We start from the raw sequence: 12,806 nt of genomic DNA on the forward strand, positions 1-12,806 counted from the left end.
CCCGTGAGCCTTCCCCAGACAGCACCCGCACCGCCTGCGGTGCCCGCCGAAACTGCCGGCGCACCCACCGTTGCCGGCCTCCTGAAGGAGATTTCCGACGTTGGACGCGACAGGACCCGTGGCGGCTATTCCCGCCCGGTGTTTTCCACCGCCGAAACGGACCTGCGGAGCTGGTTCATCGAGCAGGCCTCCCGGCGCGGGCTGGACGTCCACACGGATGCCAACGGCATCATCTGGGCCTGGTGGGACACGGCCACGGGCGTGCGGAAGGACGCCGTGGCCACCGGCAGCCACCTCGACTCCGTCCCCGGCGGCGGCGAGTACGACGGCCCCCTGGGGGTCGCCTCGGCCCTCATCGCCGTCGACCACCTCAAGGCCCGGAAATTCCGGCCGCGGCGGCCGCTGGCCATCGCGGTGTTCCCGGAGGAGGAGGGCTCGCGGTTCGGCATTGCCTGCCTGGGCTCGCGGCTCCTCACGGGCGAACTCGATCCCAACAAGGCCCGCAACCTCCGTGACCCGGACGGCAACACGTACGCCGACGTCGCAGCAGCCAGCGGACAGGACCCGCGGTTCATCGGCGCTGACTACAAGGCGCTGCAGCAGCTGGGGATGTTCGTTGAGCTGCACGTGGAGCAGGGCAGGGGCCTGATCGACCTGGACCAGCCGGTGGCGGTTGGCTCGTCCATCCTGGGCCACGGCCGCTGGAAACTGGCCATCTCCGGCGAAGGGAACCACGCCGGCACCACGCTCATGAAGGACCGCAGGGACCCCATGATCGCGGCCGCCAAGGTGGTGGTGGGCATCCGCGACACCGCCCGCAAGTACCGTGACGCCCGTGCCACGGTGGGCCGGCTGCAGCCCGTTCCCGGCGGCACCAACGTCATCGCGTCCCGGGTGGACCTGTGGATCGACGTCCGGCACCCGGAGGATTCGGTCACCGCCGCGCTGGTGGAGGCCATCGGGTTGAACGCCCAGGTCCTCGCCGCCGGGGAAGGCTGTTCCGCCAGCCTCACCATGGAGTCGCTGAGCCCCACGGTGCATTTCGACGGCGGCCTCCGGGACCGGCTGCAGCAGCTCCTGCCTGCCGCGCCGGTGCTGGCCACCGGTGCAGGGCACGACGCCGGTGTGCTGGCGGCGCACCTGCCCACGGCCATGCTGTTCGTCCGTAACCCCACCGGCATTTCGCATTCACCCGACGAACTGGTGGAGGACCGGGACGCCGAGGCAGGCGCCGTTGCCCTGGCGGACTCCCTGGCCGGGCTCCTGGGCGAGGCCCGCACCATTGGCTAGCTCCGGCGTCGTACTCCGGAGCCCGCGCGGCCCGCCTAAGATGGCAACCATGACCGAACAGGCCGGGGACCGCGCAGATGACCAGCAGGCCGAGGCCGTCGCAGACCAGGTCACCGGGAAGCTGGAGCAGGTCATCGCCGCGCAGGTCCGGCACTACCGCACCGCGGCCGGTCTCTCCTCGGCTGAACTCGCGGCCCGCACGGGACTGTCCAAGGCCATGATCTCGCGGGTGGAAACCGCCACCACCTCCTGTTCCCTGACCACCCTGCAGCGGCTGGCGGACGGGCTGAAAGTCCCCGTCACGGCGCTGTTCCGCGGTGCGGACACGGACCGGGACGCCACGTTCACCAAGAGCGGCCAGGGCAGCCTGACGGTCCGCAGCGGAACCCAGCACGGCCACGAATACCGTGTGCTGGGAACCCTCAAGGGCCGCACCGACGCGCTGGAACCAACGCTGGTGACCCTCACGGACGCCAGCGACGTGTTTCCGCTGTTCCAGCACCCGGGCACCGAGTTCATCTACATGCTCTCGGGCCGGATGGTCTACGGCCACGGCTCCTACGAATACGCCATGGAAGCCGGCGATTCCCTGCTGCTGGACGGGGAAGGACCCCACGGTCCGCTGGAGCTGCTGGACCTCCCCATCAGCTTCCTGGCCGTCTCCGCAAAGTAGCTCGCGGCCGCGTCCAAAACCCCCGCAATTCCGGGCTTCCTGGCCTGCCCTGTTACTCCTGAAACTCGCGCGTGGATGACTGAAACCAGCATTTAACACGCCCGAAACCCAGCCCGAAATGCCCGCCTTACAGTTGGATCACGACGGCAAACTGCCGCCCTCCGCTGAAGATGGCACAGACCCCGCGTCCCTTCCGCCGGAGCGGTTCTGACGGCAAAATTTCCGTTCTCTTCGTCGCATCACGAAAGGGGTTTCCCATGGATTCGGGAAATGTCGCTTGGATATTGGCCAGCTCGGCACTGGTCTGCATGATGATTCCCGCCCTCGCACTCTTTTACGGGGGCATGGTGGGCTCGCGCCGCATTCTCAACATGATGATGATGTGCTTTGGCGGCGCCAGCCTGGTGGCCGTCCTCTGGGCACTCTTCGGGTACTCAATGGCCTTCGGAAACTCCGTGGGCGGGCTGGGGCTGATCGGTGACGTCACCGAGTTCCCCGGCATGGGACAGCTGATGGCCGAGGATAAGGAGGCGTCCATCCCGGTCATCCTGTTCGCCGCGTTCCAGCTGTTCTTCGCCTGCGTCACCACTGCGCTGGTTGCCGGTGCCGCCGCGGGCCGCATGAAGTTCGGCGCCTGGATGGTGTTCGCCGGCATCTGGGCCACCGTCGTCTACTTCCCCATTGCGCACTGGGTGTTCGCGTTCAATTCCGCGGACGGCAGCACGGTGGGCGGCTGGATCGCCAACGGCATCAAGGCCATCGACTTCGCCGGCGGCACCGCGGTGCACATGAACGCCGGCGCAGCTGCCCTGGCCCTGGCCCTTGTCCTCGGCAAGAGCTCCGGCTGGCCCAAGGTGGAACACGCCAAGCCGCACAGCCGGCCGCTGGTCCTGGTGGGCGCGGGCCTGCTGTGGGTGGGCTGGTTCGGCTTCAACGCGGGCTCGGCCCTTTCCGCCGGACACTCGGCGTCGGTGGTCTTCCTGAACACGGCCGTGGCCGCGTCCGCCGGCCTGCTGGCCTGGGCCCTTGTTGAGCGGTTCCGACACGGCTCCGCCACCAGCATGGGCGCAGCGTCCGGCCTGATCTCGGCGCTCGTTGCCATTACCCCCGCCTGTGGCTCGGTCAGCCCGCTCGGTGCCGTGGCCATCGGTGCGATTGCAGGCGCTGTCTGCTCGCTGGCCATCGAACTGAAGTTCCGGCTGGGCTTCGACGACTCGCTCGACGTCGTCGGCGTCCACCTGGTGGGCGGCATCCTGGGTACCCTGCTGATCGGCCTCTTCGCCACCGACGCCGCCCCCAACGGGGTCAGCGGCCTCTTCTACGGCGGCGGGTTCGAACTGCTCGGAGTCCAGGCCCTCGCCACCGTCACGGTGCTGGCCTACTCGTTCGGCATCACCTGGCTCCTGGCCAAGATCCTGGACAAGACGATGGGCGGCCTCCGCATCAAGCCCGAGGACGAACTGCGCGGCATCGACCTCGCAGCCCACTCCGAGCTGGCCTACCTGACGGACGAGGACCCGGTGGACCTGGGCTCGCCGCAGCGGGTCTAACCCCGGCCCGTCACCTACCGGAAAGCAAAGCTGCCGGGCCCGCCTGCTGGGGGCGGTGTCCGGTAAACCCTCACTCCGTGAGGTGCAATCCAGAGCACGAGTCAGGGCCAAACCTTGGACCGGTGCCGGCAGGATTCTGCCGGCTTATAGTTCCAGGGTTTGGCCCTTCGTTGTGCCCGGCGCAACGCGGAAGTTTCAGTGTTCGGTGCACACCAGGACGCCGTCACGGACTTCCAGCACCGCGGCGCGGACGTGGCTCAGGCGGGTGCGCGGGTCCGGCGCCATGGTGCCAATGTCCTCACCGCCCCAGTGCGGGTGCGTAAAGTAGACCAGCAGCGCCTGCTGCGCGCCGCCGTCGTACGTTCCTGCTGCAGGCGGAACGGGTAGCGGCACCACGTCCGCATGGCGTCCGACGACGGGCCGCCCGTCCACGGTTTCCGGCGCCGTGAGGATCAGCCCGCCCAGGTGTTCCTGCCGGATCCAGGCGCCGGCGGCATCTTCGGAACGGTAGACGGCCTGGCCGCGCCATTCGTCCACGATCATCCAGTAGCTGCCGCCCAGCCGGAAGACCTTGGGTCCCTCGTGCGGGCGTCCTTGGATCGCCACGCCTTCAAGGACCCACGACGCCGGGTCTTCCGGGGTGTCGCTGACCGCGCTGCAGGTGTTCGAACCGCGGGTCTCGTCCTTGTACCAGAGCCGGTAGCGGCCGTCCCCGCACCGGGCCACGGCGGCGTCGATGACCCTGGGGGAGTCGAGGTCGATGGGGCCGAGGTACTCCCAGTGGTTGAGGTCCCGGCTGGCGAACTGGACGATTTCGGCTTTCCCCGTCCAGTCCGTGCGCCGTCCGCCGAGTACGGAAAGGTACATGATCCACAGGTCCCCGATGCGGACGACGTCGGGCGCCCAGAGGGTTGCCGGCAGTTCCGTTCCGGGCGGGATGAGCCCCTCCGCGGTGCCCTGATAGCGCCAGGTTTCGCCGCCGTCGGACGATCTCGCAACGCCGATGCCGGTCCCGTGGACCCATTCCACGCCGCTCAGTCCCGGAGCGGTGGCGCGGCGCTGGGTGTAGAACAGCACCCACTCATTGGCCAGGTGGTCGGCCACCAGGACGGGATCGGTGGGGCCGTCCCAAACGGGGTCGAGGTAGGGGACCGTGAAGGCGTCAGGGCTCAGGTGCGGCAGGGCCTGCGGGGCCGGCGCATCAGGGACAAGTTGCTCGGCCTGCTGTGGCTGGGGCACTTTTTCTCCAACGTTGTAGTTTTCGGCTGGATACCAGCATAGACGGCGATTTCGGACGCGTGAATGCGTTGGCGCTGCGCAGGTTCGCTGACGCTGGGCAGATCCGGGCCGCGAAACCGGATCTGCGCATCGAAGTTGGGCTTACGTGTCGAGAGTGCGCCGGCGCGAGCCTACTCCTTGAACAGCCCCGCCAGGTCCTCGGCTGTGATGGCACCGCCGGACAGGGCATCGCCCTCCATGACGTCGGCGAACAGCTGCGACTTCCGGGTCTTCAGCGCCATGACCTTCTCCTCGATGGTGTCCTTGGCGACGAGCCGGTACACCATCACGTTCCGGGCCTGGCCGATCCTGTGGGTCCGGTCCACGGCCTGGGCCTCCGACGCCGGGTTCCACCACGGATCGAGCAGGAAGACGTAGTCGGCTTCGGTGAGGTTGAGCCCGAATCCGCCGGCCTTCAGCGAGATCAGGAACACCGGTGCCCTGCCGTTCTTGAATTCGCTGACCACGTCGGCACGGTTCCGGGTGCCGCCGTCGAGGTAGCAGTACTCGATCTCCTCCTCGTCCAGCCGCTCCCGGACCTTCCCCAGGAAACCGGTGAACTGGCTGAAGATCAGGGCCCGGTGCCCCTCAGCCACCAGGTCCTCGAGCTGCTCGAACAGCACATCCAGCTTGCTCGACCGGACCGCGGACAAAGCAGGGTCCACCAGCGAGACGTCCAGGCTCAGCTGCCGCAGCAGCGTCAGCGACTGGAAGATGGTGAACCTGTTCTTGTTGACGTCCTCGATCAGCCCCAGGATCTTCTGCCGCTCGCGCTGCAGGTGCGTCTGGTAGACCTTCTGGTGCCGCGGGTTCAGCACCACTTCCAGGATCTGTTCCTGCTTGGGCGGCAGGTCCTTGATCACCTGGTCCTTGGTGCGCCGCATCATCAGTGGGCGGACCCGGCGCCGCAGCTTCTCCAGCTGGCCCTTGTCGCCGTTCTTTTCCACCGGTTTCTGGTAGTACTCCGCGAAGCGCTTGGGGCTGGAGAACAGGCCGGGGGCCACGATGGACGTCAGCGCCCAGAACTCCATCAGGTTGTTCTCCAGCGGGGTACCGGTGATGGCCAGCTTGAACGCCGCCGGCAGCTTCCGGGCGCACTGGTACGCCTTGGACTGGTGGTTCTTCACAAACTGCGCCTCATCCAGCACCAGCCCGGACCACTCGCGCGAGGCATACGACTCGTAATCGATCCGGAACAGCGCGTAGGAGGTAATCACGACGTCGGCCCCGCCCAGGGAATCCGCCACGTCCTGCCCGCTCTTGGCAAAGGTTTCGCCCACGGTGCGGACGGTGAGGCCAGGGGCGAAGCGCGCGGCTTCGAGCGCCCAGTTGCCCACCACGCTGGTGGGGGCCACCACCAGGAAGGGCGCGGCGGCGGCGGGCCTGGCTTCCGCAGGCTGCGCACCCGGGGTGCCAGTGCCGACGTCGGACGAGCCGTCGACAGCCGCCGAAGCCAAGTCCCCCGGAACCGAAGCCCCCGAAACCGCGGTCTCCGAATCCGAAGCGTCCGGTACCGAATCTTCGAGTAGCGCCGCAGCGGCCTCGACGGCGAGTTCCTTCGCCGCGCACATCAGGGCGAGCGCCTGCACGGTTTTGCCCAAGCCCATGTCGTCCGCGAGGACCCCGCCCAGGCTGTGCTTGTACAGGAAGCTGAGCCAGTTGAACCCTTCGAGCTGGTATGGGCGCAGCTCGGCGTTCAGGGAGGCGGGCAGCGGCAGCCCGTCCATGCCGCCCTCCAGCAGGCCGCCCACCGCGGAGCGCCACGTGGCCGCCTGCTGGTCCACGATTCCCAGCTGCGCCAGCTCATCCCAGAGGCCTGCCTGGAACCGGCTGATCTGCAGCGGCGCGTCCTTGTTGTCCTGCAGCGAACGGGCCTCTTCGATGAGGGCGCGAAGCTGGTGCAGTTCCGGCAGGTCCAGGGAGAAGTACGCGCCGCTGGGCAACAGCATTTTGGTCTGCCCGGAAGCCAATGCGGAGAACACGGCGGCGAAGGACACCGGCTGGCCCTCCAGCGAAATCTGGATGCCGAGGTCGAACCAGTCGCGCTGCTCGGTGGCCTTGGTGGAGATGGATACCACCGGCGCTTCCTCGGCTTCGCGGTAGTCCGCGATGTCCCCGGCCGTTTCCACGTCCACGTCCCGTGCTTCGCGCAGCCGCGGCAGCACCTCCTCGGTGAAGGCGAGGGTGTCCAGCCCCTTGAGCTCGGCGGAGGCCGCCAGCCGGGGTGTGCCCCAGCCGCCCGTGGAGGACTCGCCCAGCGCGGCCACAACGTTCCACGGCTGCCCGATGCCTTCCAGGATGCGGGACTCCGCGGTGTCGTCCCGGTAGCCCTGGTCTCCCGGGTGGCGCCACAGGGGCTGGGCCGTCACGTGGTTGCCGCTCTTGTAATGCCATTCCCAGTGCAGCCGGACCCGGTGGTCGTTGCCGTAGTTCGCCAGCAGGGACAGTGAAGGAACGGCCAGCGTGGGCAGCTCCACCGATTCGTCCCGGGCCGTTACCCGCGCGGTCTGCTTCAGCTTGGGGTAGAAGCCGGTGAGGAACCTGGATTCGTCCTTGGCCGGGATGTGCAGCGTGCTGCCTGCCGTGACGAACGCCAGCAATTCCTCGCTGAGCCCGCCCTCCAGGGGTGCCAGCGTGAGGACGCCGTCCGGATCGGGAACGCCCGGCAACGATGCCTCCCCGGTGGTGAAGAAAATCCCGTGCGCGGGCCGGCCAATGGTCCCGGCGGCCGCCGGATCGATCTCTTCGCCCTCCACGGTGATGGTGGGCGCCAGCTCCAGGCCGCCGTCGGACGTACTGCCGGGGCTGGCGGGTTCCGGCTGTTCCGATCCCGCGAGCGGAGTGCCGTAGCGGCTGAGGGAAAGCGCGACGGCGGCAGGCGCCTCGGCGAGCCGCACGGGCTCAGAGCCTCGCGAGTTGACCAGAACGAGCCCGATCTTCCCGGCGTCGGCCAGCAGGCTCCACAGGTTCTTCCCCGAGTAGGAGTTCAGTCCCAGCCACAGCCCGGAGGCGTTGTGCATCCGGCTGGCCGCCGCCGAGTGTGATGCCAGGAATTCCTGCAGCCACTCCACGTGTTCCTGGTTCGATTCCCGCCGGAAGTTCAGGTAGTTCAGGGTGTTCCAGGAGACGTCGCCGCGGATCCACTTGCCTTTGGCGCCCATGATCACGGGCCGGGCCTTGAGTTGCCGGACGCTGCGCACCGGGTCCCGCCGGCCGGTGTAGGAGAAGTGCGGGGCCGGTTCTTCAACCTCGAACTGCAGCGCCAGCGGCACCCCGCTGCCCGCAGGAGCCGATCCCGGCTTGGCAATCAGCGGGTTGAGGGCCTGCTCCCAGTCGGACAGGACGGCCCCGCCGGGCTGGTGCGAGACCTGCGTGGAACTTGACGGGGCCAGCAACTGGACCCGTGTGGCCGGGTTGTCTTCAGCCGCGAACAGCAGGGCGGCAACGTGCTTGCAGTCTTTCCGCACCGGGCAACTGCACACACCCACCGTGCAGCTCCAGCCGCCGCCCTTGCGGACCAGCTTGGCGGTGGTGGAATACGGGGTGTCCGCGCTTCCCCGGACCTTGCCCAGCATGAGCCCGGTGCCGGCGTCGAACGATATCCCGGTGACCCGGCTGCCCATGGCATAGGCAAGCCCGGCCGCGAGCGAGCGGTCGTTGATGGCGGGGGTCTGTATTGCCAGTGCCGCACTCTCGTCCGGTTGGGATGGCATGGTGCGCGCTACTTTCAGCAGCCCACGGAAGGGCCGGGTCCGTCGGGTGGTTATCTGATCCATCTTAGTTCGCCCGGCAGCCCGGCCGTGCCGCGGCCCCGGCACCTGCCTCCCATGAAAACTTCGCCGGACGTTCATGTCCCCCTCCACGGGGCGGCAGTTTTGCGGACGTAGCGTGAAAATGTCCGCAGCACCAGCCAGCAGTGAGGGATTCCATGATCACCACCCAGCAGCCCGTCGTCCTGACCAGCAGCAGCATCGAAGCAAGTGATGAGGAAGCCGTAGCGGCCAACGTCAGCGTGGTGGATGCCATGCACACCGCGCACCTGGCTACTGATGAAATGTCGCCTGTTGCCGTCCGCAGCTACTACGTGGATTTCTACCTCACCCAGGCGTTGGAGGGCGGGTTCGCGCAGTACGCCTTCATGTCCGTTGACCGCAGCGAAACGGACACCCTCATCCGGGAGGGCATGGCCGGCATGGGCGCCACAGCGCACCTTGACCTGTTCAACCGCGCAGTGGAAGCCTACGGGGACCTGTCCGAAGAGGATGCGGAGCACTACCTGGACGGACCGCTGGATGACGATGACGAGGTGCCGGCCGGGGTCGTCGCCATGGAAGAGCTCGACGGCGAGTTCGAGGAACTGCTGGAACGGGAGAACATCACGGCCCTGAACGCGGCGTGGCTGCGCGGTCAGGCGGACCTGCTGGTCCTCGACGACGAAGAGGTGGGCCCCTACATCCAGCAGCTCGCCGCCCAGATCCCGGACCTGGCCGAGCGCCAGGCCAGGGCGGCAGAGGAAGCCCTGGAGGACGCCCCCGACTTCGAAATCATCATCCGTGAACTGTGCAGCATCGCCGGCTACGAGCTGGCCAGGATCACCATGGGCGACCCCAACTACGTGCACGACGGCGAAAAGACCCTCGCGTGGTACTTCAGCACCGACCACGGCGACTTCCTCATGGTCGAGGAGGATGACGAAGCCTTCATGATCAACCCCGAAACCCAGGAGATCGTGGCGGCCGTGGAGTTCGAAGAGGCTGACGCCGGGCTGGTCGAAGCGTAGGACAGGCCTGCCTGTCCTGCTTACGGCCGTTGAGCGTCGGGGGCCCGCATCCGCTGTCACGCAGCAGCGAATGCGGGCCCTTCCCGTCAAAAAAACGGCTGACCGGCGCTCCGAAACCGGGCTTCCGGAAAAACTTTCACAGCACCCGTAACCTTTCCGGACCGTCCGGCGATGTAGGAGGTGATGGGCCCGCCCGGCGGGCCCGAACCACAAAGTGTTGTCTACGTTTTGGAGTGTCTTATGTCGTTGTTCACCGTTCTCGCAACCAGCAAAGTCGCCGCCGGAGTCCTGGCAGCAGGCACCCTGGCCGTAGGCGGAACCGGCGCAGCCGCCGCTTCCGGTGTCCTCCCCGCCGAAGCCCAGCAGACCGCGCACGAACTCTTCGGCGCTCCGGCTCCGAAGCTGGCCGCCAACGCCGCTTCCGACGCTCTTGAAGGCACCGCCGGCGCCGCAGCCAACACTGGTGCTGAAGACGTCAAGGCTGCCGCTGATTCCACGGCGAAGGCAACAGCCTCCGCAGACGCAACTGCTTCCGCTGACGCCGACGCCGAGGTCAGCGAGGACAGCGTTGCTGCCAAGGGCTCCGCTTCCGCCGCCGCCAACTCCGCCGTGGACGCCGCAGGTGCCGCAGCAATCGGCCTTTGCACCGCCTTCACCCACGGTGGCCTGAACGCTTCTTCCGAGGGCTTCTCCTCGCTGAAGCTCGCCGCCGACGGCGAAGCCAACATCGAGAGCTACTGCACCGACGTCGCGGCCGACGCCGATGCCGCAGCAAAGGCTGCCGCGTCCGCCAACGGTTCCGCCGCCGTCGACGCCCACCGCCCGGAACTCCCGGCCGTTCCCACCGTGCCGGCTGTTCCTGCTGTTCCCGCCGTCCCCGGCGTTGACGACGCCCCCAAGGTTCCGGCTGTGCCCGCAGTTCCCGCCATTCCGGGCAACAGCGTAGACGTACCTTCCGTTTCCGCCCGCTAGCAGCAGTTGGCTAGGGTGGACTGCGGGAAACGGCCTTTGCCGCCTGCCCCCGCAGTCCACCGCGGCTGGTAAGCCGCAGCCGGGGCAACGCGCCGGCAGCCTGCAGATGGAACCGGGAAGGGCGTGCGCACGCCGTTCCCGGAATGGAGGAGCCGCTGGTGCTGGACACGTTGGCCCACGCAGAAACCGAAGAATTCGAGAACACAGCCGGAGCAGATCCCGCTGTGTTGTTTGCTGCTGCCTACCGGTCCTTCGCCGGCCCGGTCCAGGGTTACCTCACAGCGCGCGGCGTCGATGATCCCGAGGCCGTGACCCAGGACGTCTTCCTGGCCTTCTACCCCAGGATCGAAAGCCTCACGGGCGGCCTGCAGGGCGCCAAATCCTTGATCTTCTCCATCGCTCACGCCCGCATGGTGGACCACTACCGCCGGCTGGAGCGCAGGCCGCTGCTGACGCCCTACGATCCCCACGACGACGCCCGGACATCCCCGTCCGCGGAGGACCACGCGGTGGAACTCACCGGAGGGGCGGCCGCCATGCTCGAAGGGCTGGCCGATGAACACCAGGAAGTCCTGGCCCTCCGCATCGTGGCGGACCTGTCCATCGAACAGGTGGCCGCCATCATGGGCAAGAGCGCCGGAGCCATCAAGCAGCTCCAGCGCAGGGCCCTCCAAAACCTCAAGGCACAGACGCTCAAAAGAAACCAGGCGAATCATGAGTGACACCGCAGGATCCCGCAGTGAAGGATTCGTTGACCAGCTGCTGCTCGAGGCGGACCTGGACGACGACGGCCAGCTCCGCCCCGCCCTTTTGCAGCTCCGCGCCCTGGGCGCCGAAGTTCCCGAGCCCTCGGCCGCCGTCGCAGCGCTGCTCGAGCGTGCCCGCACTGCCGGTTCCAGCGAAACCGCTGCTGAGGCTGCTTCCCCGGCTGAACCCGCCGCGGCGGATTCCCCTGCCGCCGTGGCCGATGCCCCGCATGGCGCCACCGGCTCACCCGGCGACGAGCTTGCCGGGCGGCGCCGGGCGAAGGGCCGGGCTGCCCTCACCGCGCTGACCCTGGGCGTCACCCTGACCGCCGGCGGCGCTGTTGCTGCCGCGTCCGATCAGGGCATCCGCGATTCGTTCACCCACCTCAACCACGCCGTGACCTCCTTCGTCACGGGATCCGGGCCCGCCGGACAACGGCAGGCCCCCGTACCCCCGGCGCATCCGGGGGAACCGGCGGCGCCTGCCCCGGCCACGCCGGTGAGCCCGGCCGCGGTGCCCACGGCACCTGCGCAGGCTGAGGCACGTGCCGGGGCGCCGGCGTCGGACGCTCCCGCTGTTCCGGAAGGCATCCCGTCTCCGGCCGCGACACCGGGCAATCCTGCTGGCGTGCCCGGGCCAGGGTCATTGCCCACGGCCGTCCCCACGGAGGTCACGGACAGGCTGCCCCAGCGGCCGCAGGTGCCACTGCCGGAAGTGCCGCAGCTTCCGCTGCCCACAACACTTCCTGCAGCCCCCCACCACTAGGCGCCTGCAGCCCGTCTCTGTGCCTGAGGCTGATCAGTCCGCCCCTAATAGGCGGCGCCGCTGGCCGTCTGGATCATGCTGCCGGACGGGTTTGCCAAGTACCAGACGTTGTTGACGCCCTGGCCGAGGACATCGCCTGGCTTGGTGTCCTTGGCGAAGTAGTACAGCGGCATGCCTTCAAGCGTGACCTGTTGCTTGCCGTCCGCCGTGGTGATGGTGCCCAGCTTTCCTGTCACGCCGTCGGCCGACGGTGTGGAGGACGTGGTGGTCAGCGGCGGCCACGCCTTCAGGCAGGCATCAGCACACGCACTGGTACCTGAGTCCTTGGTGTCCTTCGTGAAGAAATAGACGCTCATGCCTTTGGCATCCACAACGATGGTGCCCGCGCTGGAGGACGCCGTTTTGAGGTCGACGGCGGCACTCGAGGTACCGGTGGAGGTGGCGGAAGGCGCCGCGGACGTGGCCGGGGCGCTGGCCGTGCCGGCCGGGGTGGAAGCCGGCGTGGTTCCGCTGCTTCCGCCGCAGGCGGCCAGTGCAGCAGTGAGGGCCAAAATGGCGAAACCTGCACCCAAACGGGATTTCATGGTTGCTCCTTTGCTGGTGTCCGGCGTCGGATCACCGGACGCTAACCGGTATGACGCCTCCGGGTGAAGAATGGTTCAAGGCGGTGGCAAAACAGGGTAGGCCCGTGCGGTTGAACCATTTGCCCGGAAACGGCGTCTGAATGGACAAACAGCGGATGAACGCGGGC

Annotated in this window: 10 protein-coding genes; 7 read left to right on the plus strand and 3 right to left on the minus strand. The window is 67.9% G+C overall.

Annotated features, from left to right (window positions below; translation table 11 throughout):
* Window positions 1-3: 3 nt before the first annotated feature.
* The 3 genes from AC1DBN_RS08435 to AC1DBN_RS08445 all read left to right on the plus strand — a co-directional run bounded on the left by AC1DBN_RS08435 (window position 4) and on the right by AC1DBN_RS08445 (window position 3,513).
* The gene (locus tag AC1DBN_RS08435; protein WP_091723495.1) at window positions 4-1,290 is read left to right on the plus strand and encodes an allantoate amidohydrolase; all 1,287 of its coding nucleotides are present in this window, start codon (window positions 4-6) and stop codon (window positions 1,288-1,290) included.
* A 49-nt stretch (window positions 1,291-1,339) separates the two neighbouring features.
* Window positions 1,340-1,963, plus strand: coding sequence for a helix-turn-helix domain-containing protein (locus AC1DBN_RS08440; protein WP_091724209.1), 624 nt, complete (start codon window positions 1,340-1,342; stop codon window positions 1,961-1,963).
* Window positions 1,964-2,220: 257 nt separating this feature from the next.
* Complete coding sequence (locus AC1DBN_RS08445; protein WP_091723494.1) at window positions 2,221-3,513, plus strand: ammonium transporter; 1,293 nt, start codon at window positions 2,221-2,223, stop codon at window positions 3,511-3,513.
* 195 nt (window positions 3,514-3,708) lie between these two features.
* Here the strand turns inward: AC1DBN_RS08445 and AC1DBN_RS08450 are convergent, their stop codons facing one another.
* Both AC1DBN_RS08450 and AC1DBN_RS08455 read right to left on the minus strand, forming a co-directional pair.
* Complete coding sequence (locus AC1DBN_RS08450) at window positions 3,709-4,752, minus strand: family 43 glycosylhydrolase (protein WP_477722996.1); 1,044 nt, start codon at window positions 4,750-4,752, stop codon at window positions 3,709-3,711.
* Window positions 4,753-4,922: 170 nt separating this feature from the next.
* A complete protein-coding gene (locus AC1DBN_RS08455) occupies window positions 4,923-8,504 on the minus strand; it encodes a DEAD/DEAH box helicase (RefSeq protein ID WP_477722997.1) in 3,582 nt (1,193 codons plus the stop codon).
* 215 nt (window positions 8,505-8,719) lie between these two features.
* Here AC1DBN_RS08455 and AC1DBN_RS08460 point away from each other — a divergent pair, with 215 nt between their 5' ends.
* The 4 genes from AC1DBN_RS08460 (at window position 8,720) to AC1DBN_RS08475 (ending at window position 12,055) form a co-directional block, all read left to right on the plus strand.
* The gene (locus AC1DBN_RS08460; RefSeq protein WP_091723489.1) at window positions 8,720-9,571 is read left to right on the plus strand and encodes a DMP19 family protein; all 852 of its coding nucleotides are present in this window, start codon (window positions 8,720-8,722) and stop codon (window positions 9,569-9,571) included.
* Window positions 9,572-9,811: 240 nt separating this feature from the next.
* Complete coding sequence (locus AC1DBN_RS08465) at window positions 9,812-10,543, plus strand: protein tyrosine phosphatase (RefSeq protein WP_091723487.1); 732 nt, start codon at window positions 9,812-9,814, stop codon at window positions 10,541-10,543.
* A 143-nt stretch (window positions 10,544-10,686) separates the two neighbouring features.
* Window positions 10,687-11,265, plus strand: coding sequence for an RNA polymerase sigma factor (locus AC1DBN_RS08470; RefSeq protein ID WP_091723486.1), 579 nt, complete (start codon window positions 10,687-10,689; stop codon window positions 11,263-11,265).
* Complete coding sequence (locus AC1DBN_RS08475) at window positions 11,258-12,055, plus strand: hypothetical protein (RefSeq protein WP_091723484.1); 798 nt, start codon at window positions 11,258-11,260, stop codon at window positions 12,053-12,055. Before AC1DBN_RS08470 ends, AC1DBN_RS08475 begins: the two co-directional genes overlap by 8 nt.
* A gap of 44 nt (window positions 12,056-12,099) precedes the next feature.
* On the opposite strand, the gene AC1DBN_RS08480 is transcribed toward AC1DBN_RS08475, so the two are convergent.
* Window positions 12,100-12,639 carry a COG4315 family predicted lipoprotein gene (locus AC1DBN_RS08480; RefSeq protein ID WP_314214800.1) on the minus strand — a complete coding sequence of 180 codons (540 nt, stop codon included), beginning with the start codon at window positions 12,637-12,639 and terminating at the stop codon, window positions 12,100-12,102.
* Between the last annotated feature and the right edge of the window lie 167 nt (window positions 12,640-12,806).

The organism is Pseudarthrobacter sp. 10T415, assembly GCF_056394175.1.

Bases quoted from the DNA above. Each gene is read 5' to 3' on its own strand.
- AC1DBN_RS08440 (WP_091724209.1), top strand. From the start codon at position 1,340: ATGACCGAACAGGCCGGGGACCGCGCAGATGACCAGCAGGCCGAGGCC.
- AC1DBN_RS08445 (WP_091723494.1), top strand. From the start codon at position 2,221: ATGGATTCGGGAAATGTCGCTTGGATATTGGCCAGCTCGGCACTGGTC.
- AC1DBN_RS08455 (WP_477722997.1), bottom strand. From the start codon at position 8,504: ATGCCATCCCAACCGGACGAGAGTGCGGCACTGGCAATACAGACCCCC.
- AC1DBN_RS08460 (WP_091723489.1), top strand. From the start codon at position 8,720: ATGATCACCACCCAGCAGCCCGTCGTCCTGACCAGCAGCAGCATCGAA.
- AC1DBN_RS08465 (WP_091723487.1), top strand. From the start codon at position 9,812: ATGTCGTTGTTCACCGTTCTCGCAACCAGCAAAGTCGCCGCCGGAGTC.
- AC1DBN_RS08470 (WP_091723486.1), top strand. From the start codon at position 10,687: ATGGAGGAGCCGCTGGTGCTGGACACGTTGGCCCACGCAGAAACCGAA.
- AC1DBN_RS08475 (WP_091723484.1), top strand. From the start codon at position 11,258: ATGAGTGACACCGCAGGATCCCGCAGTGAAGGATTCGTTGACCAGCTG.
- AC1DBN_RS08480 (WP_314214800.1), bottom strand. From the start codon at position 12,639: ATGAAATCCCGTTTGGGTGCAGGTTTCGCCATTTTGGCCCTCACTGCT.